This window comes from Streptosporangium brasiliense, assembly GCF_030811595.1.
GTDB classification, from domain to species: domain Bacteria; phylum Actinomycetota; class Actinomycetes; order Streptosporangiales; family Streptosporangiaceae; genus Streptosporangium; species Streptosporangium brasiliense.
In genome coordinates this window covers 1,841,702-1,863,861 of the sequence record NZ_JAUSRB010000002.1, presented here as the reverse complement: position 1 = coordinate 1,863,861, position 22,160 = coordinate 1,841,702, and the positions used below count along the sequence as shown (strand labels likewise).

The following is a 22,160-nucleotide window of genomic DNA, read 5'->3' as shown; positions in this document are numbered from 1 at the left end:
CGGCGTCTCCGGGCCGGGCCCGGCGGCCGGCCGGCTCCGCCCCGGCGCCGGGTGGGCGGGCTGTCCCGCGGCTCGCGGCGGCCCGGGCTGGGGCGATCGCAGCGCGCGTGTGCGATCGTCGTCTTCCGGCCTGTCACCCACGTCGTATCCCCGCCACTTCTTGAACACACGATGAGAACGTCATTATCGACGCTACGTCGTGGTCCCGTCGCGCGCAGACGTCTCTCCAAGCTTCCCCCATGTAAAAGTACGCAGAAGGATGCTTAGTCACCAACGATGTGATCGTTGGCCGATCCGGAAACATCGACCCCCACACGGGTCGTTACGGTAAGGGACGACCTCTGCCCGAAAGGATGATCGTGTCCACTCCGGACTCATGGAGTACCTGCCCGTGCACATGCACGGGGACCGCTGACCCAACCGGGAGAGCCGCCCGGTGAACACGGCTCTCGGCCTGCTGGCCGTACTCCTCCTCACCTTCGCGACCGGTTACTTCGTCGCGCAGGAGTTCGCCTTCGTGGCCGCCGACCGCGGCGTGCTGCGCGAACAGGCCGACGCCGGTGACACCGCCGCCAAGCGCGCGCTGGAGGTGACGGGACGCCTGTCGTTCATGCTTTCGGGCGCGCAGCTGGGCATCACCGTGACCGCGCTGCTCGTCGGCTTCATCTCCGAACCCGCCATCGCCACGGTCATGCGCCCGGGGCTGGAGGCCGCGGGGGTGCCGGCGGCGGCCGTGCCGGGCGTCTCGGTGGCGCTGGCCGTCGCGGTCGCCACCGTCATCCAGATGGTGCTCGGCGAGCTGGCCCCCAAGAACCTGGGCATCGCCCGCCCCGAGCCGGTGGCCAAGTTCCTCGCCGGCTCGACCATCGTCTATCTCAGGATCGCCGGGCCCGTCATCCGGCTGTTCGACTCCGCCGCCACCGGCCTGCTGCGCCGGGCGGGCGTGGAGCCCGTGGAGGAGGTCGAGCACGGCGCCAGCCCCGAGGAGCTGTCCCGGATCATCTCCGAGTCCGCCACGGCCGGCGACCTCCCGCCGCGGCTGTCGGAGCTGCTGGAGCGGGCGCTGGAGTTCGGCGACCGCACCGCCGAGGACGTCATGGTGCCGCGCCCCCGCCTGGTGCTGCTGCGGGCCGAGCGTCCGATCTCCGATCTGGTCGAGGCCATCCGCGAGCACGGCCACTCCCGCTACCCGGTGCTCTGCAAGGAGAACGGCGAGGACGTGGTCGGCGTCACCGGTGTGCGGGAGCTGCTCAGGTCCGGCCTGAGCGACGGCCCGCTGGAGCAGATCACCCGTTCGGCGCTGCTGGTCCCGGACTCGCTGCCGCTGCCGGTCGTGCTGGAGCGCATGCGCGCCGCCGGCGACGACCTGGCCTGCGTCATCGACGAGTACGGCGGGCTCGCCGGCGTGGTCACCGTCGAGGACCTGGCCGAGGAGCTCGTCGGCGAGCTGATCGACGAGAACGACCCCGAGCCCGCCGGGGTCGTCGCCAACGACGACGGCACCTGGGACCTGCCGGGCACCCTCCGGCTCGACGAGGTCGAGCGGGCGACCAAGCTGGCGCTCCCCGAGAGCGACGGCTACGACACCATCGCCGGCCTGGTGCTCGCCACCCTCGGCCGGATGGCCGAGCCCGGCGACCAGGTCACCGTCACGCTGACCCTGGAGACCGATCTCCTGGAGAACGACAGCGCGGACGAGGCCGACGCGGTGCTCACCGTGCTGTCGGTGCACCGCAGGGTCCCCGAGTGGGTACGGCTGGCGCCCGCGCCGGCGGAGGCCGCCGAGGACGGCGGCGAGCCCGCGATGACCGCGCCGCGGATGATCGGGCGCGGCGCCGACACACCCATGATCGAGCGGAGCGCGGTGGACGGCCGATGAGCATCACCGGAGCCCTGCTGCTGGGCGTGGCCCTGTTGATCGGCAACGCCTTCTTCGTCGCCGCCGAGTTCGCGGTCATCTCGGCCCGCAGGCATCGCCTGGAGGAGCTGGCGGGCAAGGGCGGCCGGTTGACCCGGGTCGCCGCCCGCGCCGCCGTACGCGGCGGCAGGGAGCTCTCCCTGATGCTGGCCGGTGCCCAGCTCGGCATCACGCTGTGCTCGCTCGGCCTGGGCATGGTGACCGAGCCGGCCATCGAGCACCTGCTGGAGCCGGTCTTCGCCGCGGTCGGCCTGCCCGAGTCGCTGCGGGTGCCCATCTCGCTGGTGATAGCGCTGGCGCTGGTCACCTTCCTGCACATGGTGATCGGGGAGATGGCCCCCAAGTCGTGGGCGCTGACCCACCCGGAGACCGCGGCGATGGGCCTGGCGCTGCCGTTCCGCGGCTTCACCTGGCTGGTCCGGCCGGTGCTGGCCTCTCTCAACGCCCTGACCAACGCGGTGCTGAGGCTGTTCGGCGTGCACCCCAGGGACGAGCTGGCCACCACCAGGACCCCGGTCCAGCTCGCCATGCTGGTCGGCGAGTCCGGCCGGATGGGCCTGCTCGACCGGGACGAGCACGACCTGCTGACCCGGGCCCTGCGGGTCCACCAGCAGCCGGTCGAGCGCCTGATGCTGCCCATCGGGCAGGCCACCTGCGTGACCCGGGACGCCACCGACGAGCAGGTGCGCCGCACGGCCGCCGACAGCGGGCACCTGCGCCTGCTGGTCAACTCGGGCAGGCCGGACGACGTCCTGGGCGTGCTGCACGTCAGAGACGTCCTGGTCCGTCCCGGGGCGGGCCCCGCCGAGCTCGCCCGGCCGGTGCCCAGGCTGGACAAGAGCACGACGATCCCCGAGGCGGTCTCCGTGCTCCAGGACGCCCACGCCCATGTGGGCCTCGTCACGGACGGCGGCGGCAAGGTGGCCGGCATGGTCAGCCTCACCGATCTGCTCGGTGAGCTCCTGGACGTCCGGGTCCTCGTCACGGGTTGACGGACAGGACGGGCCGGTTGACGGACAGGACGGGCCGGGGGGACTCCCCCCGGCCCGATTTCTCTGTCAGCGTAATCGGCCCGGATGGACGGCATGACGTGTGCAAGCGGCCGGAAAGTGATCGTCAAGCGGGGCGGGGTAGAAGAGACGCACGCCATACCGGCACAGAATCGAGAAGACACCCACGTAACCGCCGGGACTTCTCTATAACGGAGCGAACGGCTACTTTGATCGATGATCACCCCGACCGGCACCAGACCCACGGACGGACCGATGAACGCGCGGATTCCCCGGAAAACAAGAGAGCCCCGGTGCGCTGACCGCGCTTCCGGAGCTCTGCTGGAGTGGGCGAGGAGGGATTTGAACCCTCACGTCCTTTCGGACACACGGACCTGAACCGTGCGCGTCTGCCGTTCCGCCACCCGCCCTTTTGGGTGCGGTGGAAACATTAGCACGGATCAGCCGGTACCCACGAACCCGGATACGATCCTCCTAGACGCGGAGCGGAACAGCTGGGTGCGAGAGAGCGAGGAACAAGCCCCCAAGCGGCCGTGACCTAGTTAGACGGAGGAAGGGAGGTACCCGGTGGGAGTCCTTCAGCGCTTCGAGCGGAGGCTCGAAGGTTTGGTTGAGGGAGCCTTTGCGCGGGCGTTCAAATCTGACCTTCAGCCGGTCGAGGTTGCCAGCGCGGTTCAGCGTGAGATGGACGAGCGTGCGGCGATCGTCGCACAAGGGCGCACGCTCGTGCCGAACGACTTCGTGGTCGAGCTGTCCACCACCGACAGCGAGCGCCTGGAGGTCTACGCCGACAGCATCAGCCACGAACTGGCCAACCTCGCCAGGGAGTACGCCAAGGAACAGGGCTACTCCTTCGTGGGACCGGTCCGGGTGCGCTTCGAGACGGCGGACGACCTGGCGGTCGGCCTGTTCCGGATCCGCTCCGGCGTGATCCGCGGCGCGACGGTCGAGCAGGACGAGATCCGCCAGCCGGTGAGCGACGTGCCCGCGGCCAAGCCGCACGCCTTCGGGGGCCGTCCCCGCCTGCTGGTCTCCACCCAGGACGACCCGCAGGGGCAGCGGTCCTACGACCTGACCACCCCGGTGACCCTGCTCGGCAGGGGCACCGACTGTGATCTACGGCTGGTCGACCCGGGTGTGTCCCGGCACCACGCCGAGCTGCGCGTGGAGGGTCCCCAGGTCGTGCTCGTCGACCTCGGCTCCACGAACGGCACCTTCGTCAACGGCCAGCCGGTACGCCGGGTCGAGCTCCAGAACGGCACTCGCGTGACGCTGGGGCGGACGACTCTGGTTTTCCGGCGCGATTAAAGGTAAACAGACGGTCCATGTCCGAGCTCACGCTGCTGCTGATCCGGCTCGCGTTCCTCGCGGTGCTGTGGTTCTTCGTGATTGCCGCGGTCGGCGTGATCCGGACAGACTTGTTCGGATCCCGCACGACCACCGCCGCCCCCGCGCGCAAGGCTGCCAAGCCGATCAAGCCCGCGGCCAAACCCAAGAAGGGGGAGCCGCGGCAGATGGTCGTCATCGGTGGTCCCCTGCAAGGCACCACCATCACCCTCTCAGAGACGCCGATCACCATCGGCCGGGCGACCGACGCCACGCTGGTAGTCAGTGACGACTACGCCTCCAGCAAGCACGCCCGGCTCTTCCCCCAGGACGGTCAGTGGATCGTGGAAGATCTCGGTTCGACCAACGGCACATACCTCGACCGCTCCAAAGTCACCCGTCCGACCCCGGTGCCGCTCGGTGTTCCGATCCGCATCGGCAAGACCGTCATCGAATTGCGCAAATGACCATCGCACTCCGTTACGCCGCCCGCTCCGACGTCGGCCTCCTCCGCGAAGGTAACGAGGACTCGGCGTACGCCAGCGGCCGACTGCTCGCCGTCGCCGACGGCATGGGCGGCCACGCACACGGCGAGGTGGCCAGCTCGGTCGCCATCGCCGCGATGTCCTCCCTCGACGAGGACCCGCAGGGGGGTGACCTGCTCAGCGCCATCGAGGCGGCGGTCAGGGAGGCCAACCGCAGACTGCACGACATGGTGGGGCGCGACCCGAGCCTCAAGGGCATGGGCACCACCCTGACCGCCATGCTGTGGTCCGGCACGAGGGTCGCCCTGGTCCACGTCGGCGACTCACGCGCCTACCTGCTGCGCGCCGGGGAGCTCTACCAGATCACCCACGACCACACCCTGGTGCAGTCGCTGGTGGACGACGGCCGGATCACCCAGGAGGAGGCCGCCACCCACCCGCAGCGCTCGATCCTGCTGCGGGCGCTCGACGGCAGCGGCGAGGTCGACCCCGACCTGTCCCTGCGCGAGGCCCAGGTCGGCGACCGCTACCTGCTCTGCTCCGACGGGCTGTCGGGGGTGGTGAGCGCGGAGACGATGCACCAGACGCTCTCCACGATCGACGACCCCGAGACGGTGGTCCGCGCGCTCATCGACCTGGCCAACCGCGGCGGCGGCCCCGACAACATCACCTGCGTGCTGGCCGACGTCCTGGAGGTCGACGAGGGGCTCGCCCTCCCCGTCGAGGCCGCCGTGGTGGGCGCCGCCGGGTCGGCCCGGCCGCGGACCCCGCCGCCGGACACCCCGGCCGGGCGCGCCGGCGTGGTCACCATGCCCCAGCCCGTCATCGTCGACGACGATCCCGAGGAGCCGGTCGTCAGGGCCGCCGGCCGGCCGGTCAGGCGCCGCCGGGCGTGGCCGCTTCTGGCCTCGGTGGGAGGCGTCGTCCTGGTCGGCGGCGGCCTAGGCTGGTACTTCGGGAGCCAGTGGCTCGACGATCAATACTTCGTAGGGGCGAAAGGGGATGAGATCGTGGTTTTCCAGGGCGTGAAGACCAATATCGGCCCCATCGAGCTCTTCGACGTCGCCCGGAGCACCACCGAGTCGATCAAGGCCCTCGGCGCGTTCCAGCAGGGCCAGGTCCGCGACGGCATCCCCGTCGCCAGCGTCGACGCGGGCCTGAAGAAGATCCAGGAGCTCAAGTCGTCCGCGGCGAAGCCTGACACCAAGCCCGAGACGAAGCCCGAGACGAAGCCCGAGACCAAGCCCGACGGGAAGACCAGGCAGACCTCCCGGCCGGACGGCACCGCAACCCCGGAACCCACAAGGTCACAGTAGACACATGAGCACCCCAAGCGTCGAGCCCGTCCCCCTGCCCGCCAAACGTCGGCTGGCCCAGTTGGCGATGCTCGCCTTCGCGGTCGTGATCGTGATGTTCGCCTACGCCAACGTGGGGCTGGCGATCGACAAGCAGATCCCCTCGGGCATGCTCACCTACGGCCTCAGCCTGGGCGGGTTCATGCTGGCCGCCTACCTCGTGCTCGCCAGGTTCGCGCCCTGGGCCGACCCGCTGATCCTGCCCCTGGTGACGCTGGTCAACGGCCTCGGCCTGGTGATGATCTACCGCCTCGAACAGTCCAAGGCGTTCGGCGCCTCGGCCACCACCCAGCTCCTGTGGACGGCCGTCGGGGTCGTCCTGTTCAGCGTGACGCTGATCGTGCTGCGCGACCACCGCGCGCTGCAGCGGCTGACCTACACCGCCGGAGCCGTCGGACTCCTCCTGCTGATCTCGCCGCTGCTGCCGTTCATCGGCAAGAACATCAACGGCGCCCGGATCTGGATCGAGATCCCCGGCCTGGGCCAGCTCCAGCCCGCCGAGTTCGCCAAGCTCGCCCTGATCGTCTTCTTCGCCAGCTACCTGGTCGCCAAGCGCGACGTGCTGGCGCTGGCCGGGCGGCGGCTGCTCTTCATCGACCTGCCCCGCGCCCGTGACCTCGGCCCGATCCTCATCGTCTGGGGCCTCAGCCTGGGCGTGCTGATCCTGCAGAAGGACCTCGGCTCCTCCCTGCTGATCTTCGGCACGTTCATCGCGATGCTCTACATCGCCACCCAGCGCACCTCGTGGGTCCTGATCGGCATCCTGCTCTTCGTCGGCGGCGCGATCCTCGCTGGGACGATCTTCGAACACGTGCACGCCCGCTTCGAGGTCTACCTCAACCCGGCGGACCCGGAGCTCTTCAACAAGGTCGGCGGCAGCGAGCAGCTCATGCAGGGCCTGTTCGCCATGGCCACCGGCGGGATCCTCGGCACCGGGCTCGGCCAGGGTCACCCCGACAGGATCCCGCTGGCCATCTCCGACTTCATCTTCCCCGCCACCGGCGAGGAGCTGGGCCTGACCGGGCTGATGGCCCTGCTGATGGTCTACGCCCTGATCGTGGAGCGGGGCCTGCGCACCTCCATCGCGGCCCGCGACCCGTTCTCCAAGCTGCTGGCCGGCGGCCTGTCGTTCATCCTGGCCTGGCAGGTCTTCATCATCGTCGGCGGCGTCACCAACCTGATCCCGCTGACCGGCCTGGTCACCCCGTTCATGTCGCAGGGCGGTTCGGCGCTGCTGGCTAACTGGATCCTTATCGCGCTGTTGGTACGCATGTCGGATGCGGCGCGGAAACCGCCGCCCCAGGCCATCCAGGACGAAGGAATGACGCAGGTGTTCCAGCGATGAACAGTCCCCTCAAGCGCGTCGCCCTGGCCTGCCTGCTCATGTTCGGCCTGCTCATGCTCAACGTGAACTACCTGCAGGCCGTGCGGGCGGACGACCTGCGGGCGGACTCGCGCAACGTCCGCAACTTCTACGACCGCTACCAGGTCGAGCGCGGCCGGATCACCGCGGGCGACAAGGTGCTCGCCGAGTCCGTCGACACCGGCGACAACACCTTCCGCTACGCACGGCGCTACCCCGAGGGCAAGGTCTACGCGCCCATCACCGGGTTCTTCGCCCCGGAGAGCACCCGCGACATGGAGCGGGCCGAGAACGACCTGCTCGACGGCACCAGCGCCGACCTGCTCATCCGGCGCAGCATCGACCTGTTCACCGCCAAGAAGACCAAGGGCGCCAACGTCGACCTGACGATCAACCCCAAGGCGCAGGAGGCGGCCTACAAGGCGCTCGGCGCCAGCGGCAAGAAGGGCTCACTGGTCGCGCTCGACCCGAAGACCGGGGCGATCCTCGCCATGGTCTCGATCCCCTCCTACGACCCCAACCCGCTGTCCAAGGCGGACAAGGCCGCGGTCAACAAGGCCTACAACAAGCTGGCCGAGGACAAGGACCAGCCGCTGCTGAACCGGGCGATCGAGCGCACCTACCCGCCGGGCTCGACCTTCAAGGTCGTCACCATGGCGGCCTACCTGGAGAGCGACGACACCATCGGCCCGCAGACCCAGGTGGACGCCCCGCAGCGGCTCGACCTGCCCAACACCACCGCCGACCTGCCCAACTACGGCGGTGCGGCGTGCGGCGCCGGGCGCGTGACGCTGACGTTCGCGCTGGAGCGGTCCTGCAACACGCCGTTCGGCAAGATCGCCATAGACCTCGGCTACGACGCCATCAACGACCAGGCCGAGAAGTTCGGCATCGGCGGCGACGCGCTGGAGATCCCGCTGCCGGTCGTGGCCAGCGACTTCGGTCCCGAGGAGGACAAGGCCGCGCTCGCCCAGGCCTCGATCGGCCAGCGCAGCAACCAGATGACCCCGCTGCAGATGGCCATGGTCGCCGCGGGCATCGCCAACAACGGCGTGGTCATGAAGCCCTACCTGGTCAACAAGATCGCCGACGCGGAGGGCGGCGAGATCGAGAGCGCCGACCCCACCGAGCTCAGCACCGCGGTCAGCGAGGACACCGCGCGCAAGCTCCAGGAGATGATGGTCAGCGTCGTCAACAACGGCACCGCCAGCGCCGCGCAGATCCCCGGAGTGACCGTCGGCGGCAAGACCGGCACCGCCGAGACCGCCCCGGGCCGGGACCCGCACGCGTGGTTCATCTCCTTCGCCCCCGCCGAGGACCCCAAGGTGGCCCTCGCGCTCATCGTCGAGTCCGGCAGCGCCGGTGACGACGCCTCCGGAGGTCACACCGCCGCGCCCATCGCCAAGAGCGTGATGGAAGCGGTGCTGGGTAGATGACCGCGTTGCTCGGGGGCCGATACCGCCCGCTGGGGCGGATCGCGACGGGCGGCATGGGCGAGGTCTGGCGGGCCAGGGACGAACTGCTCGGCCGCGAGGTGGCGGTGAAGCTGCTGCGCCGGCACGTGGCGGCCGATCCGGCCTTCCGCGAGCGGTTCCGTCGCGAGGCCAGGATCGCGGCGGGGCTGGCCGACCCCGGCATCGCCCAGGTCTTCGACTACGGCGAGGCCGACGACGTCGCCTACCTCGTGATGGAGCTGGTCCCCGGCGAGTCGCTGGCCGGCATCCTGGCGCGCGACGGCAGGCTGAGCGCCGGCAACACCCTCGACGTGGTCTACCAGACCGCCAGGGCCCTGCAGGCGGCGCACAGCTCGGGGATCATCCACCGGGACATCAAGCCGGGCAACCTGCTGGTCACCGGGGCCGGAGTGATCAAGATCACGGATTTCGGCATCGCCAGGGCGCTGGAGGGCTCGTCGATGACCCAGACGGGCACCGTGCTCGGCACCGCCCAGTACGTCAGCCCCGAGCAGGCGTCAGGAGAGCCGCTGACCTTCGCGACCGACGTCTACTCGCTCGGCGTGGTCGCCTACGAGTGCCTGGCCGGCCGCCCGCCGTTCGTCGCCGAGACGCAGGTGGCGATCGCGCTCATGCATCTCAGCGAGGATCCGCCGCCGCTGCCCGGGAGCGTGCCCCGGGCGGTGCGGGAGATGGTCACCGCGTGCCTGTCGAAGGACCCCGAGCGGCGGCCGGCCGGGGCCCGGGAGCTGGCCGGCCGGGCATACGCGCTGCGCGGCTCGCTCGCCCCGGCGGGCGCCGCCGACCTGGCCATGCTCACCGATCCGGCGGGGTGGCGGGCGGAGCCCGCCGGCGAATGGCCGCGGGAGGTCACCTCCGCCCTGGCCGCCTCCCCGCCGGCGCCTCCCGGCCCGGCCGCGGGGTCCGGCCCCGGCGGGCCGGCCGGGGACTCCCGTCCGGCCACCGCGAGGACGGCACGGACCGTCCCACGGCGCCGGGGCCTGCGCCGGAGGACGGTGATCGCCGCCGCCGCGGGGTGCGCCGCCGCCGTCGGACTGGGCGCGCTGGCGGTCCACAACCTGACCGACCGCCCCGGCGACAGCAGGCCGGAGGAGCCCGCCGTCCGGCTGAGCCCGATCACCAAAACCCCGACGGTCCGGCCGAGCAGGACCAAGCCGGCGACGAGCAGATCGCCCGTCCCACCGGCGAAGCCGACCCGTCCTTCGCCCACGCCGTCGGCTACGGTAAGCACATCGGTCAAACCCAGCCCCCGGCCGACCACGTCGCCATCGCCCAGCCCCAGCCCCAGCCCGACTACCTCGACTCCGACGCCCACCGCCCCGACGGCGACACCGAGCCTCACACCGAGCACCACTCCCGGCACCGGCGACACAGAGCCGCCAAACGGGGAGACGTGATGCGGCGAGGGGTCGATGATGGACACCGGTGGCCCAAGAGCTCACCGGCACCCAAGATGAACGGTAAGGGACAGTGCAGGAAATGACTCAGCCTCGACGCCTCGGCGATCGCTACGAGCTTGACGGCGTCGTCGGGCGTGGCGGCATGGCCGAGGTATATCGCGCCCGAGACATCCGGCTGGATCGGATCGTCGCCATCAAGACCCTCCGCGCGGACCTGGCGAGAGACCACATCTTCCAGGCCCGTTTCCGCCGGGAGGCGCAGTCCGCCGCGTCACTGAACCACCCGTCCATCGTCGCTGTCTACGACACCGGCGAGGACGTGGCGGGCGGGGCGCCGGTGCCGTACATCGTGATGGAGTTCGTCGACGGCCGCACGCTGCGCGACCTGCTCCGCGCCGACCGGCGGCTGCTGCCCGAGCGGGCGGCCGAACTGGTCGACGGGATCCTGCGGGCGCTGGACTACAGCCACCGCGGCGGCATCGTCCACCGGGACATCAAGCCGGCGAACATCATGATCACCAACAACGGCGACGTCAAGGTGATGGACTTCGGCATCGCCCGCGCGATGGCCGACTCGGCGGCGACCATGACGCAGACCGCCCAGGTCATCGGCACGGCACAGTATCTGTCGCCGGAGCAGGCCAGGGGCGAGCGGGTCGACGCCCGCAGCGACATCTACTCCACCGGCTGCGTGCTGTACGAGCTGCTGACCGGGCAGCCGCCGTTCACCGGCGACTCCCCCGTCGCGATCGCCTACCAGCACGTGCGCGAGGACCCGATCCCGCCGTCGCAGATCGACCCGGACATCCCCAAGTGGGCCGACGCCATCGTGCTCAAGGCGATGGCCAAGGACCCCGCTCATCGCTACCAGAGCGCCGGGGAGATGCGGGCCGACATCCAGCGGGCGATGTCCGGCATGCCGATGGACGCCCAGACGATGGCGCTGGCCAACAACTACGGCGCGGCCACCCGGACCATGCAGCAGGCCCCCGCCCCCGGCGGACCGGCCACCCAGCGCACCACCGCCGTCCCGGCCTACGAATACGGCACCGAGGAGGGCGGGCGCGGCGAGCGCGGCCGGCGCCGGCAGCAGAGCGGCGGGGGCAACACCGCGGTCAAGACCGCCGCGTGGATCCTGGTCCCGCTGCTGGTCATCGGTGCCTTCATCGGCGTGGGCTACATGTTCCTGAGCTCCCCCGGCGACTCCACCGCCGGCAGCAAGGTCAAGATCCCGTCACTGACCTCGCAGACCGCGGCCTCGGCGACCAAGACGCTGGAAGGGCTGGGTCTGAAGGTCAAGCGGGTCGACAAATACGACGAGGAGCTGGAGAAGGGCACGGTCATCGACACCGACCCGGCCTCCGGCACCGAGGTCGACAAGAACAGCGAGGTCACGCTCACCGTCTCCAAGGGTGTGGAGAAGGTCGAGGTGCCCAACGTGGTCAACATGACCGCGGACGAGGCCAAGGCGGCCCTGGAGGGCGCGGGCTTCGTCCCGAGCCTGCGGACCAAGGTCTCCAGCGCCCCGCAGGGCAAGGTGATCGAGAGCGACCCCGAGGCGGGCAAGCAGGCCCCCAAGGGCAGCACAGTCCAGATCTACGTCCCCAAGGAGGCCGCTGAGGTGCCGGGCGTGGTCAACCTCACGGTCGGCGACGCCAAGCGGATGCTCAAGGAGGCGGGCTTCCGATACAAGGTCGTCGAGCAGGAGAGCGACCTGCCGGAGGGCACCGTGCTCAGCCAGGCGCCCGAGGCCGGCGCCAAGCTCCAGCCTGGCACCACGATCACGCTGGTCGTCTCCAGCGGGCAGGCCCCGGAGCCGACCGAGCCGGCGACGCCCCCGACCCAGGACCCGAACATCACCGAGGACCCGCAGCCGGACACCCAGCCGACGGATCAGCAGACCGAGGACCCGTTCGTCGAGGACCCGCCCAGCGACGACCTGGGCGGCTGACCGCCGGCCCGTGAAGGCCTCATGAGGACGGCCCCCGCCGACCCGGCGGGGGCCGTCCTGTCGTCGTAACACGGGGGGACGGTTCTCCGGGCCCGGGGACGGGGCCTGGCTGGGACGTGAGGGCCCGATCTCCTCGGGGCCGGGGCCCGGGTCCCCGGCGGGCCCGGTCTCTCCGCGCTCGGGCTTCTCAGGCTCGGTCTCTCAGCGCTCAGGCTTTTCAGCGCTCGGGCTTCTCCGCGGTCCGGGGCGCTCGTCCTCGGGGACGAGAAGAGCCCTTCCGCCACTCGGGGGCGATGGCGGAAGGGCTCACTGGTTAGTCGTTCAAGACGGTCGTGGCGTTACACGATTCCCGCGAGCCAATTTCCGAGCAGTCCGTGGCCGTGTTCGGAGATCACCGATTCGGGGTGGAACTGCACGCCCTCGACGGGCGCGGTGCGGTGGCGCAGGCCCATGACCAGGCCGTCGCCGGTGGTCGCGGTGATCTCCAGAATCTCCGGGACCGTCTCCGGCACCACGGCCAGCGAGTGGTAGCGCGTCATGGTCACCGGGGACGGCAGCCCGGCGAAGACGCCGCGGCCGTCGTGCGTGATCGCGCTGGTCCGGCCGTGCATCAGCTCCGGAGCCCGCGCCACGGTGGCGCCGTGGGCGACCGCGATGGCCTGGTGGCCGAGGCAGACGCCGAGCAGCGGGATGCCGTGGGTCTCGCAGTGACCGACGAGCGGGACGCTCACCCCGGCGTCCTCGGGGGTGCCGGGCCCCGGGCTGATCAGGACCCCGTCGAAACCCGTCGCGTCCTCGGGCACGACGTGGTCGCGTGGGCGCACGTCGCAGGTGGCGCCGAGCTCACGGAGGTATTGGACGATGGTGTGGACGAAGCTGTCGTGGTTGTCCACGACCAGGATGCGGGCCATCAGCCCACCGTGGTGTGGTCGAAGGAGACGCGGGGTTCGAGCCAGGGGAACACGACATACCAGAGTACGGCCGCCGCCAGCCCCGCCAGCACCACCGCGACGAACACCTTGGCCGCCGGGCCGCCGGGGAACAGCCGCCAGATCCAGCCGTACATGGGACTCTCCTCATCTGCGACGGTCCTCACTCTCGTCCAGTTCCCCGAAGACGATGAGCCGCTGCGCGGCGGAGTACTCCGGGTGACAGGTGGACAGGGTGATGAGGGCCCTGGTGGGCTTGCGGCCGGGCTGGCCGGGGACCGGGGCGATGACTCCGACCTCGGTCGGTTCGACGACGCGGGTGCCGGTGACCCGGTAGGTGTAGCGGGCCTCGCGGGCGTCGACCACGATCTCGTCGCCCCGGCGGAGCTCGTCGATCCGGTTGAAGGGCGCGGCGTAGGTGGTCCGATGCCCCGAAAGCACGAAATTTCCAGTCTTTCCTGGCATGGCGGAGCCGGGATAGTGGCCCGGACCCATCCGCAACTGGTCGAAGCCGACCCCCTCCACGACGGCGTAGCCGTAGTCGTCTCCGAACCGGGGGATGCTCAGCAGCGCCATCGCCCCGCCGAGCCGGATCCGGCCGGGCCCGGCGGGCTCTTTCCGCTCCTCGGCGAACTCCTTGAGGAGCTGCCCGCGCAGCACTGTCTGCTGCTGGACCGTGTAGGTACCGGTCCCCCAGAGGAGATATGCACAGAAGAGCAGAATGATCACCCCTGCGGTGATGCTCAGCTCCCCGAACGTTCTCAGGGCGGCTCTCATGGGCTCAGGCTAATGACGGCAGATCATCCCGGACGGGTATGGACCGCGCGGTTGGCCCAAGGTTTGCGCTGTGATGATCCCTTCTGGGATCGCCATGTCCCGTGTGTGCCGACTATTCTTACTCGGGTCTTCGCCCACCAGCGATTACGCTAGCTGACACACCCTGCGCGCGATCCGGATCGCGCAGGGTCGACGCAGGAGAGACCCCAGTGCCCAAGCCCAAGACTCGTAAGAAGGCGGTCTACACCCCGCCGCAGACGACCCAGCAGGTCAAGATGAGCCCGCGCTGGCTGGCGCCGGTCATGGTGGCCTCCTGGATCATCGGGATCCTGTGGATCGCCGTCTACTACGTGGCGCCCAACGCGCCCTTCATCGGCGCCCTCACCAACTGGAACCTGCTGATCGGGTTCGCTTTCATCATCTTCGGTGTGGTGTTGTCCACCCGCTGGCGTTAGTTTTTTCCACAGAATTTATCCACACCCTGGGGAAGCATCAGGGTGTGGATCAGCCGGAGAGGCCGTACGCGGCCTGGAAGGCGTACGGCGGCAGCAGCGCGACCAGCGCGAGGAGCACCACGAGCACCGCCACGCAGCCTCCCCACTGGACCGCGTTGCGGCTCTTCGGCGGGGCGTAGGCGAGGATCCCGCTCACCAGGGCGCCGGTGATCAGGCCGCCCAGGTGTCCCTGCCAGCTGATGTTGGAGATGACGAAGGTCAGCGCCGCGTTGATGCCGATCAGCCAGAGCACGCCGCGGGCGTCGTAGCCGAGCTTCCTGGAGACCACGAACAGCGCGCCGAACATGCCGTAGATCGCGCCCGAGGCGCCCACCGCGATGTCGCCGAACAGGTAGATGGCGACGGAGCCGCCGAGCGCGGACAGCAGGTAGAGCGCCAGGAAGCGCAGCGAGCCGAGGCGCCGCTCCAGCTCGGGGCCGATGGCGTAGAGGGCCCACATGTTGAACAGGATGTGGGTGAGCGCGAAGGAGCCCGAGCTCAGTGGCATGTGCAGGAAGGCCCCGGTGATCAGCCGCCACCACTCGCCCCCGTAGGCGACGTTGCCGGAGCTCATCGCGAAACGGCTCAGCACCCAGTCGGGGCTGAGGGTCTCCGCGGCGTAGGCCAGGATGTTGACGATCAGCAGCGCCCAGGTGACCCGGGGCGTGGTGACCGCTCGGCCGCCGAAGACCGACTGTGCCTGCCGTACCGTCTTGTTGCCCTGGGACACGCACTCGGGGCACTGGAAGCCGACAGAGGCGTCACGCATGCAGTCGGGACAGATGGGACGATCGCAGCGCTGGCAGCGCACATAGGTCTCACGGCCGGGGTGCCGATAGCACGTGGGAACGGCGGCGGTGTCAGGCTCGCTGGGTGGCTGGGTGGTCATGGCGTCTCGCTGGCCCCTTCGACCGTGCTGTTATCCACAGACTGCCAGCCTATTCATGATCCTGAGTGTCCGGGCACGTGAAACGGCGGCCTCCTCGCGGAGACCGCCGCTCCGCGGGCGTCAGCCCTGGACGCGGTCGATGGTGACCGACTCCAGCACGACCGGGTCCTTGGGCCGGTCACGGGCGTCGGTGTCGGTCTTGATGATGGCGTCGACGACGTCCTGACCCTCGACGACCTCGCCGAAGATGGAGTGCTTGCCGTTGAGGTGCGGCGTGGGCACCACCGTGATGAAGAACTGCGAGCCGTTGGTGCCCTTGCCGAACTGGATGCCGGCGTTGGCCATGGCGAGCAGGTAGGGACGGTTGAAGTAGAGGTCGGGGTGGATCTCGTCGTCGAACTTGTAGCCCGGGCCGCCGGTGCCCTGGCCGAGCGGGTCGCCGCCCTGGATCATGAAGCCGTCGATGACCCGGTGGAAGATCGTCCCGTCGTAGAGCTTGTCGGTGGTCTTCTCGCCGGTCTGCGGGTTCACCCACTCCCGGGTGCCCTCGGCCAGCTCGACGAAGTTGCGCACGGTCTTGGGCGCGTGGTCCGGGAAGAGCTGGATCTTCACGGTGCCGCGGTTGGTCTTCAGGTTCGCGATCAACTTCTCAGCCACGATCGGATTGCCCCCTTCTGGTATTGGCTAAAGCCTCTGCAACATAGTGCTCTTGTGGTGTTTTAACGGTTGCGGCCGTAGCCGGTCCATCTAGCATCCTCCCACGGCCGGTCATGATTGAGCCTCGCCCGATCGGGCAGGGGAGGCAACGGGGCCCCGACGACAGGGGAGGTTGAAGTGCCTCTTGCACAATTTGGAAAGCGCCACATCGAGATAGTGATACCGGACACGCGGCTGGGTTACATGAAGGCTCAGCTCGCACGCGCCGCCGACCGGGTGGGCCCGATGGCCACCCACGCCCGCGACACGGCCGCCCATGCCCGCGACGCGGCGACCAACGCCCGAGTCGCGGCCAACGAGAAGGTCTACCTGGCCAGGGGATGGGCGGCACCCAGGCTGGACGCCGCCGCCCACTCCTTCGAGGAACAGCTCGCGCCGAAGGTCAGCGCGCTGCTGTCGCAGGCCGCCACGAAGATCGATCCCACTCCGGCGGCCAGGTCACGCAGATGGCCGATGGTCCTGCTGTTCACCGGTCTCGCGGTCGGGGCCATCGGCTTCGCGATGTACCGCAAGAGCACCGACCAGTGGACCGAGGCGATGAAGGACAGCACGTCCGACGCGTCCCGCTGGATGAGTGAGAAGGCGCACGCCACGGCGGACAAGGCCGTCGAGATGGCGCACGGCGTCAGGTCGAAGGCCGGTTCCACGGCAGGCGGGCCCGGCGATGAGGCCGAGACCGCGGCGGATCAGGCCTCCACCAAGTTGCCCTGATTTATCGGATCACACCGGTTATCGGAGTACGGCCCGCGCCCCGGTCGCGGGCCGTACTCCTGTGTGCCGACCGTGTTGACTCTCGTACCAAGCGCTTGTTAGAACGTGTTCCTCAGGCCGAAGGAGCACCGATGACGCTGTCGCCGCTCGACGACTACCCCGTCCACCAGTCGCCCGACGTGATGCGGCACGTCGTGACCTCCGACCGCAACTTCTACGACCGGTACTACTTCAACTGTCACGCCGGCTCCGACGAGCTGATGCTGATCGTCGGCGCCGGCCAGTACCCCAACCTCGGCGTCACCGACGCCTTCGCCTGCGTGCGCCACCGGGACCTGCACCGGGTCGTCCGAGCCTCCCGAGAGCTCGGCGACGACCGGATGGACACCCGGATCGGCCCGTTCCGGATCGAGGTGATCGAGGGGCTCAGGCGGCTGCGGATCGTGCTCGACCCCAACGAGCACGGCCTGTCCTACGACCTGACCTGGGAGGCGACGATCCCGGCCACGCTGGAGCCCCGGCACCATGTGCGCAGGCAGGAGCGGGTCGTGTTCGACTCCTCCCGGATGGCCCAGACCGGCCGGTGGAGCGGGCACATCCTGATCGGCGACGAGCGCGTCGAGATCACCCCCGACCGGTGGCAGGGCACCCGCGACCGCTCCTGGGGCATCCGGCCGGTCGGCGAGCCCGAGCCCCCCGGGATCCAGGCCCGCGACCCGGGCACCTTCTACTGGCTCTACACCCCCGTCCAGTTCGACGACCACGCCATCCTGTGCATCCTCCAGGAGGACGACAAAGGCCGCCGGGTGCTGGAGGAGGCGGTCAGGGTGTGGGGCTTCGGATCTCCCCGGGAGGGCGAGCAGGAATATCTCGGCCGCCCCGAGTACCGTCCCGAATACGTGGCCGGCACCCGGGACGTGCGAGAGGCGACGATCTCCTTCTCGCCGCCGGGCGGCAGGCCCTTCGACGTGCGCTGCACTCCGATCCTCCCGGTGCACCTGATGGTGGGCACCGGATATGGCCTGGAACCGGACTGGAGGCACGGCATGTATCAGGGCCCCGGCACGGTGGTCCAGGGCGTCACCCACACCCTGCCGGAGGACGCCGCCCGCATGTGGGGCCTGGTCGACGCGGTCGGCCGGTTCGAATACGACGGCCAGGTCGGCTACGGCCTGTACGAGTACTGGGCCCTGGGCCCGCACCCGTCCTTCCCCGACGCCTGATCCCGCCCGGCGCGGGCCGCGCCGCAGGAGTCCCGCCCAGGCTCCCACCGGGTACGGCCCGCACCGCAGGAGTCCCGCCCAGGCTCCCGCCCGGCGCGGACCGCACCGCCGGGCTCCGTCCGGTACGGCGCCGAGCCCTGTCCGTCACGGCCGCGCGTCACCGGGCTACCGGCCGCCGGCCTCCTCGGCCGGCTCCGCCTTGAAGTCCTCGGCCCGCTCCGCCTTGGAGCAGGTGACGATCACGCCCTCGGCGGGCGGCACGGCCTTGCCGACCTCTACCTCCTCGGCCGGGAGGACCCTGGCCGCAACAGTCTCGTCGTCCTTGGGCGAGAGGATCCCGCCCTTCTCGGTCCCGGCCCGCTCTGATGAGTCGAGCGGGGTGGCCGGCAGGGCGGGGACGGCCTTCACCACGTCAGGGAGCCCGGGGGCCTCCGCTCCCTCGGGGAGCTTGGCGATCTCCGTCCCGTCGGGCAGCTTGGTGACCGTCACCCCCTCGGGAAACTCGGGGATCTCCGCCCCCTCGGGGAGCTTGTCGATCTTCATCCCGGTCGCGGGCATGGTGGCCTTCGCCGGCGTGCCGCCCTTGGCCTGGAGCTCCTTCACCTCGGCCTCGGTGAGCTTGCGCGCGAGGACGGCATGCCCCTCGGCCCCCTCGCACGTGACGGCGACGGTCTCGGCCGGCGCGGTCGGGGCGGGGGCGTCGGAGGCGTTGGCCGCCCCGGTCAGGGTCGCCATCAGAGCGCCGGCGGTGACCACGGCCGCGGCGAGGTAACGGATGCGCATTCTTGCTCTCCTCGGTTGATCGGATCTGACGGCCACACCGTCCCGCACGCCACCTGAACCCACGCTGAACGCGGCCGAACCCGTCTTCAGGTTGGCTTTAGGTGGGGTACGGCACGCTGGGCGGCATGCGCGTGCTGCTGGTTGAGGACGAGAAGCGCCTGGCCGACCTGCTGAAGGGCGGCCTGGCCGGCGAGGGGTTCGCCGTGGACGTCGCCCACGACGGGCGCGACGGGCTGTGGATGGCGAGCGAGAACGCCTACGACGTGATCGTGCTCGACGTCATGCTGCCCCGGATGAACGGCTACACCGTCTGCGCCAGGCTCCGCGAGGCGGAGAACTGGACGCCGATACTGATGCTCACCGCCAAGGACGGCGTGCACGACGAGGCCGAGGCCCTGGACACCGGGGCCGACGACTTCCTGTCCAAGCCGTTCTCCTACGTGGTGCTGCTGGCCCGGCTGCGCGCGCTGGTGCGCCGGGGCGGCCAGGCCAGGCCGGTCTCCATCACGGTGGGCGACCTGACCGTCGATCCGGCCGGGCTCCGCTGCCGCCGGGGCGAGGTGGAGATCTCCCTCACCCCGAAGGAGTTCGCGGTCCTGCACGGCCTGGCCCGCAGGCAGGGTGAGGTGGTCTCCAAGAGCGAGCTGCTGGCGCAGGCGTGGGACTTCTCCTACGACGGCGACCCGAACATCGTCGAGGTCTACATCAGCGCGCTACGCCGCAAGATCGACGCTCCGTTCGGCCGGTCGTCCCTGATGACCGTGCGCGGCGCCGGATACCGGCTGGAGGCCTGAGATGTCGCGCCTGTCGGTCAGGGTCAGGGCAACTCTCGCCGCCACCGCCATCGTCGCGGTCGCGCTGGGCGTCGCGGCGGCGGTGCTCGTCGGCGTGCTCCGGGGCAGCCTCGTGGAGAGCGCTTCGGCCGACGCCGTCCGGCGCGCCGACGTCACCGCCGGCCTGATCACCGCGAGCCCCGGTGTCCTCGTCAGCAAGCAGGCCGAGTCGCTGGATCCCGACATCCAGGTCCTCGACAAGGACGACCTTCCGGCCGGGGAGTGGGGAGCGGCCATCGCCCAGCCGGCCCGGTCGATCCCCCTCGGACCGACCGTCTATGGACCGACCGTCTGCGGACCGACCGGCCCGGAGACGTCCGGTCCCGGGTCCGGCGGCCCCACGCCGGGCGGCCCCGGCTCGGGCGTCACCCGGCCGGCCAAGACCGAGCCGGACACCACCCGGCCGGGTGACCTCAAGTCGGACACCACCCGGTCGGCCAAGTCCGAGCCGGACACCACCCGGTCAGACGACCTCAAGTCGGACACCACCCGGCCGGTCACCGGCCGGGAGGCGGCTGTCCTGGAGGCCTCCGTGGCCGCCGAGCGGTGGGCGCCCGCGAGCATGTTCACGGTGGCCAGCATGCCCGTCGAGACCGATGAGGGCACGCTGCTCGTGCGGGCCAGGGCCTCCCTGGAACCCGCCAAGGCCGCCCTGGAGAGCCTGAACGGACTGCTGCTGCCCGGCATCCCCGGACTGCTCCTGCTGGTCGCGGCCCTGACCTGGCTGGCGGTCGGCCGGGCGCTCGCGCCGGTCTCGGCCATCCGCGCCGAGATGGCCGACATCACCGCCAGCGATCTGCACCGCCGGGTCCCGGTGCCGCGCTCCCGCGACGAGATCGCCCGTCTCGCCGAGACCATGAACCGCACGCTCGACCGCCTGGAGCTGGCCGTCGACCGGCACAAGCGCTTCGTCGCCGACGCCGCCCACGAGCTGCGCAGCCCGCTGGCCGTCCTGCGGACCCGCCTGGAGCTCGCCCCGCCCGGACCGCTGGCGGCCGAGGCGCTGACGGACGTGGAGCGGATCCAGGCGCTCACCTCCGACCTGCTGCTGCTGGCCCGCCTGGACGCCGGTGAGCCGGCCTGTCACGGCGAGGTGGACCTCGGCCAGGTCGCCGCCGAGGAGGCGGCCCTGTCCCGGCCCAGGCCGGAGATCCGCGTCGGGCTGGAGGTGGCCGCCGACGTGGTGGTCCGCGGCTCCGCCGAGGAGCTGCGCCGCCTGGTGGCCAACCTGGTGGACAACGCGGTACGGCACGCGGACTCCGCGGTCACCGTCCGCCTGGCCCTGGAGGACGGCGAGGCCGTACTCGACGTGTGCGACGACGGACCCGGCATCCCGGCCGAGCACCGTGAGGCGGTCTTCGACCGATTCACCCGGCTGGACGAGGCGCGGGACCGGGACGCGGGCGGGTCCGGCCTCGGCCTCGCCATCGCCCGGGACATCGCGGTACGGCACGGCGGTGGCCTGCACGTCGCCGAGGGAGACCCCGGGGCCCGGCTCCGTGCCCGTTTCCCGCTCAGTCCGCCGGCCGGGTGAAGGGCACGTCCCCGCTCAGCCGATCGGCAGGGTGTAGGTGGTCGTGCGCTGCTCGACCTCGAATCCGGCGCGGGTGTAGACCCCCAGGGCGCCGGTCGGGTTGTCGGCGTCCACCCCCAGCCCGGCCTTCGCGTAGCCCTGGGCGCGGAACTCGGCGAGGGCGTGGGCGAGCAGCGCGCCGGCCACCCCCTTGCCCCGCCACTCCCGCAGGGTGCCGATGATCTGGATCCACGCCTCGCGGACCCCGGTGGCCTCGGTGTCGGCCTCGTAGTAGTAGGTGAGCAGCACCGCCACGCTCCCGCCCGACCGGTCCCGGACGAGGAAGGAGCTCTCTGGACGGAATGCCCGCACACCGACGACGGCGCGCCTCCAGCTCTCCGGGGTGTGGGGGGTGCTGCCCCAGTGGTCGGCGAAGGATGCGTTGTACACCTCGCGGGCGGCCTCCTGGAGATCCCCGCGACAGGTGACGATCTCCAGGCCGCCGGGCAGGACGGCCGCGGGCGGTGCCACGCCCAGGTCGCGGCTCATGCCGTAGAACCACCGGGCCGGGGTCATCCCCTTCCGGACGGCCAGCGCGGCCGCGCCCTCGTTGCTGTCGAAGGCGTGGAGGTGGAGTTCGAGCGGCCGGCCGGGGAAGCGGCGTCCGTGCAGCACCGGCGTGGTGCGGACGGCCCAATCGAGCAGGTGGCCGCCGAGGCCGCGGCGCCGGTACGCCGGGTGGACCGCGCCCCACAGGGTCATCTTGTGGACCGGGTCGGCGGTGGGGCGGCAGGCGGTGACGCCGAAGGCCACCATCCTGTCCCCGTCCCACGCGGCCAGGGTGCCCTCGGCCAGGTCGAGCAGCGGGTTGTCGAGGTCGTCGGCGAGGTCACCGGCGCCGTAGTTCTCCCCGACCCGGTCCGCCCTCTCGACCTCGGCGAGCAGTTCCGCCCAGCTACCCGCGTCGTCCCTGGTCAGCGGAGCCCAGTCGAACGTCATGATCAACAG

The 22,160-nt window shown here is 70.7% G+C and carries 21 protein-coding genes and 1 tRNA gene; 14 read left to right on the top strand and 8 right to left on the bottom strand.

The features are described from left to right. Nucleotides 1-436 precede the first annotated feature (436 nt). Together J2S55_RS17295 and J2S55_RS17290 are read left to right on the top strand one after the other, a co-directional pair. Entirely contained in the window at nucleotides 437-1,879 is a 1,443-nt protein-coding gene (locus J2S55_RS17295; RefSeq protein ID WP_306861817.1) for a hemolysin family protein, read from the top strand. After that, complete coding sequence (locus J2S55_RS17290; protein ID WP_306861815.1) at nucleotides 1,876-2,910, top strand: hemolysin family protein; 1,035 nt, start codon at nucleotides 1,876-1,878, stop codon at nucleotides 2,908-2,910. The genes J2S55_RS17295 and J2S55_RS17290 overlap by 4 nt, the downstream gene beginning before the upstream one ends. Nucleotides 2,911-3,255: 345 nt before the next feature. On the opposite strand, the gene J2S55_RS17285 is transcribed toward J2S55_RS17290, so the two are convergent. Further along, a tRNA-Leu gene (locus J2S55_RS17285) sits at nucleotides 3,256-3,338 on the bottom strand. Nucleotides 3,339-3,495: 157 nt separating this feature from the next. On the opposite strand from J2S55_RS17285, the gene J2S55_RS17280 reads away from it, so the two are divergent. The 7 genes from J2S55_RS17280 (at nucleotide 3,496) to pknB (ending at nucleotide 12,283) form a co-directional block, all read left to right on the top strand. Next, a complete protein-coding gene (locus J2S55_RS17280; protein ID WP_306861813.1) occupies nucleotides 3,496-4,236 on the top strand; it encodes an FHA domain-containing protein in 741 nt (246 codons plus the stop codon). A gap of 17 nt (nucleotides 4,237-4,253) precedes the next feature. Continuing rightward, complete coding sequence (locus J2S55_RS17275; protein ID WP_306861810.1) at nucleotides 4,254-4,721, top strand: FHA domain-containing protein FhaB/FipA; 468 nt, start codon at nucleotides 4,254-4,256, stop codon at nucleotides 4,719-4,721. Further along, complete coding sequence (locus tag J2S55_RS17270; RefSeq protein WP_306861808.1) at nucleotides 4,718-6,055, top strand: Stp1/IreP family PP2C-type Ser/Thr phosphatase; 1,338 nt, start codon at nucleotides 4,718-4,720, stop codon at nucleotides 6,053-6,055. Before J2S55_RS17275 ends, J2S55_RS17270 begins: the two co-directional genes overlap by 4 nt. Nucleotides 6,056-6,059: 4 nt before the next feature. Continuing rightward, a complete protein-coding gene (locus J2S55_RS17265) occupies nucleotides 6,060-7,439 on the top strand; it encodes an FtsW/RodA/SpoVE family cell cycle protein (RefSeq protein ID WP_306861805.1) in 1,380 nt (459 codons plus the stop codon). Next, on the top strand, nucleotides 7,436-8,893 hold the full coding sequence (locus J2S55_RS17260; protein ID WP_306861803.1) for a peptidoglycan D,D-transpeptidase FtsI family protein: 1,458 nt from the start codon (nucleotides 7,436-7,438) through the stop codon (nucleotides 8,891-8,893). Before J2S55_RS17265 ends, J2S55_RS17260 begins: the two co-directional genes overlap by 4 nt. Further along, nucleotides 8,890-10,329: a serine/threonine-protein kinase gene (locus tag J2S55_RS17255; RefSeq protein ID WP_306861801.1), complete on the top strand. Its 1,440-nt coding sequence runs from the start codon at nucleotides 8,890-8,892 to the stop codon at nucleotides 10,327-10,329. Before J2S55_RS17260 ends, J2S55_RS17255 begins: the two co-directional genes overlap by 4 nt. 82 nt (nucleotides 10,330-10,411) lie before the next feature. After that, nucleotides 10,412-12,283, top strand: coding sequence for a Stk1 family PASTA domain-containing Ser/Thr kinase (gene pknB / locus J2S55_RS17250; RefSeq protein ID WP_306861799.1), 1,872 nt, complete (start codon nucleotides 10,412-10,414; stop codon nucleotides 12,281-12,283). 338 nt (nucleotides 12,284-12,621) lie between these two features. Here pknB and J2S55_RS17245 read toward each other — a convergent pair whose 3' ends face one another. Genes J2S55_RS17245 through J2S55_RS17235 form a run of 3 tightly spaced genes read right to left on the bottom strand, consistent with a single transcriptional unit; the run spans nucleotide 12,622 to nucleotide 13,989 of the window. Beyond that, nucleotides 12,622-13,194 carry an anthranilate synthase component II gene (locus J2S55_RS17245; RefSeq protein WP_306861796.1) on the bottom strand — a complete coding sequence of 191 codons (573 nt, stop codon included), beginning with the start codon at nucleotides 13,192-13,194 and terminating at the stop codon, nucleotides 12,622-12,624. Beyond that, nucleotides 13,194-13,349, bottom strand: coding sequence for a hypothetical protein (locus tag J2S55_RS17240; protein WP_306861794.1), 156 nt, complete (start codon nucleotides 13,347-13,349; stop codon nucleotides 13,194-13,196). Before J2S55_RS17240 ends, J2S55_RS17245 begins: the two co-directional genes overlap by 1 nt. Before the next feature lie 10 nt (nucleotides 13,350-13,359). Then, on the bottom strand, nucleotides 13,360-13,989 hold the full coding sequence (locus tag J2S55_RS17235; RefSeq protein ID WP_306861792.1) for a class E sortase: 630 nt from the start codon (nucleotides 13,987-13,989) through the stop codon (nucleotides 13,360-13,362). Between the two features lie 209 nt (nucleotides 13,990-14,198). On the opposite strand from J2S55_RS17235, the gene J2S55_RS17230 reads away from it, so the two are divergent. After that, entirely contained in the window at nucleotides 14,199-14,444 is a 246-nt protein-coding gene (locus J2S55_RS17230) for a cell division protein CrgA (protein WP_306861790.1), read from the top strand. Between the two features lie 49 nt (nucleotides 14,445-14,493). Here the strand turns inward: J2S55_RS17230 and J2S55_RS17225 are convergent, their stop codons facing one another. Together J2S55_RS17225 and J2S55_RS17220 are read right to left on the bottom strand one after the other, a co-directional pair. Next, a complete protein-coding gene (locus J2S55_RS17225; RefSeq protein ID WP_306861788.1) occupies nucleotides 14,494-15,252 on the bottom strand; it encodes a rhomboid family intramembrane serine protease in 759 nt (252 codons plus the stop codon). A gap of 240 nt (nucleotides 15,253-15,492) precedes the next feature. Further along, a complete protein-coding gene (locus tag J2S55_RS17220) occupies nucleotides 15,493-16,029 on the bottom strand; it encodes a peptidylprolyl isomerase (protein WP_370879681.1) in 537 nt (178 codons plus the stop codon). Nucleotides 16,030-16,272: 243 nt separating this feature from the next. Between J2S55_RS17220 and J2S55_RS17215 the strand changes: the two genes are divergently transcribed. Together J2S55_RS17215 and J2S55_RS17210 are read left to right on the top strand one after the other, a co-directional pair. Further along, the gene (locus J2S55_RS17215; RefSeq protein WP_306861787.1) at nucleotides 16,273-16,800 is read left to right on the top strand and encodes a hypothetical protein; all 528 of its coding nucleotides are present in this window, start codon (nucleotides 16,273-16,275) and stop codon (nucleotides 16,798-16,800) included. A 131-nt stretch (nucleotides 16,801-16,931) separates the two neighbouring features. Then, nucleotides 16,932-18,023: an Rv3169 family protein gene (locus J2S55_RS17210; RefSeq protein WP_306861786.1), complete on the top strand. Its 1,092-nt coding sequence runs from the start codon at nucleotides 16,932-16,934 to the stop codon at nucleotides 18,021-18,023. A 165-nt stretch (nucleotides 18,024-18,188) separates the two neighbouring features. Here the strand turns inward: J2S55_RS17210 and J2S55_RS17205 are convergent, their stop codons facing one another. Next, on the bottom strand, nucleotides 18,189-18,806 hold the full coding sequence (locus tag J2S55_RS17205) for a hypothetical protein (protein ID WP_306861785.1): 618 nt from the start codon (nucleotides 18,804-18,806) through the stop codon (nucleotides 18,189-18,191). A 101-nt stretch (nucleotides 18,807-18,907) separates the two neighbouring features. On the opposite strand from J2S55_RS17205, the gene J2S55_RS17200 reads away from it, so the two are divergent. Next, on the top strand, nucleotides 18,908-19,600 hold the full coding sequence (locus tag J2S55_RS17200) for a response regulator transcription factor (protein ID WP_442480487.1): 693 nt from the start codon (nucleotides 18,908-18,910) through the stop codon (nucleotides 19,598-19,600). A gap of 1 nt (nucleotide 19,601) precedes the next feature. Further along, complete coding sequence (locus tag J2S55_RS17195; RefSeq protein ID WP_306861783.1) at nucleotides 19,602-21,173, top strand: sensor histidine kinase; 1,572 nt, start codon at nucleotides 19,602-19,604, stop codon at nucleotides 21,171-21,173. 15 nt (nucleotides 21,174-21,188) lie between these two features. Here J2S55_RS17195 and J2S55_RS17190 read toward each other — a convergent pair whose 3' ends face one another. Beyond that, the gene (locus tag J2S55_RS17190) at nucleotides 21,189-22,151 is read right to left on the bottom strand and encodes a GNAT family N-acetyltransferase (RefSeq protein WP_306861781.1); all 963 of its coding nucleotides are present in this window, start codon (nucleotides 22,149-22,151) and stop codon (nucleotides 21,189-21,191) included. Nucleotides 22,152-22,160 lie beyond the last annotated feature (9 nt).

What these genes read in the sequence shown, in the direction of transcription:
- pknB (WP_306861799.1), top strand. Translation starts at nt 10,412, where the DNA reads ATGACTCAGCCTCGACGCCTCGGCGATCGCTACGAGCTTGACGGCGTC.
- J2S55_RS17195 (WP_306861783.1), top strand. Translation starts at nt 19,602, where the DNA reads ATGTCGCGCCTGTCGGTCAGGGTCAGGGCAACTCTCGCCGCCACCGCC.
- J2S55_RS17215 (WP_306861787.1), top strand. Translation starts at nt 16,273, where the DNA reads ATGAAGGCTCAGCTCGCACGCGCCGCCGACCGGGTGGGCCCGATGGCC.
- J2S55_RS17255 (WP_306861801.1), top strand. Translation starts at nt 8,890, where the DNA reads ATGACCGCGTTGCTCGGGGGCCGATACCGCCCGCTGGGGCGGATCGCG.
- J2S55_RS17270 (WP_306861808.1), top strand. Translation starts at nt 4,718, where the DNA reads ATGACCATCGCACTCCGTTACGCCGCCCGCTCCGACGTCGGCCTCCTC.
- J2S55_RS17240 (WP_306861794.1), bottom strand. Translation starts at nt 13,349, where the DNA reads ATGTACGGCTGGATCTGGCGGCTGTTCCCCGGCGGCCCGGCGGCCAAG.
- J2S55_RS17245 (WP_306861796.1), bottom strand. Translation starts at nt 13,194, where the DNA reads ATGGCCCGCATCCTGGTCGTGGACAACCACGACAGCTTCGTCCACACC.
- J2S55_RS17225 (WP_306861788.1), bottom strand. Translation starts at nt 15,252, where the DNA reads ATGCGTGACGCCTCTGTCGGCTTCCAGTGCCCCGAGTGCGTGTCCCAG.
- J2S55_RS17275 (WP_306861810.1), top strand. Translation starts at nt 4,254, where the DNA reads ATGTCCGAGCTCACGCTGCTGCTGATCCGGCTCGCGTTCCTCGCGGTG.
- J2S55_RS17265 (WP_306861805.1), top strand. Translation starts at nt 6,060, where the DNA reads ATGAGCACCCCAAGCGTCGAGCCCGTCCCCCTGCCCGCCAAACGTCGG.
- J2S55_RS17260 (WP_306861803.1), top strand. Translation starts at nt 7,436, where the DNA reads ATGAACAGTCCCCTCAAGCGCGTCGCCCTGGCCTGCCTGCTCATGTTC.
- J2S55_RS17190 (WP_306861781.1), bottom strand. Translation starts at nt 22,151, where the DNA reads ATGACGTTCGACTGGGCTCCGCTGACCAGGGACGACGCGGGTAGCTGG.
- J2S55_RS17290 (WP_306861815.1), top strand. Translation starts at nt 1,876, where the DNA reads ATGAGCATCACCGGAGCCCTGCTGCTGGGCGTGGCCCTGTTGATCGGC.
- J2S55_RS17205 (WP_306861785.1), bottom strand. Translation starts at nt 18,806, where the DNA reads ATGCGCATCCGTTACCTCGCCGCGGCCGTGGTCACCGCCGGCGCTCTG.
- J2S55_RS17210 (WP_306861786.1), top strand. Translation starts at nt 16,932, where the DNA reads ATGACGCTGTCGCCGCTCGACGACTACCCCGTCCACCAGTCGCCCGAC.
- J2S55_RS17235 (WP_306861792.1), bottom strand. Translation starts at nt 13,989, where the DNA reads ATGAGAGCCGCCCTGAGAACGTTCGGGGAGCTGAGCATCACCGCAGGG.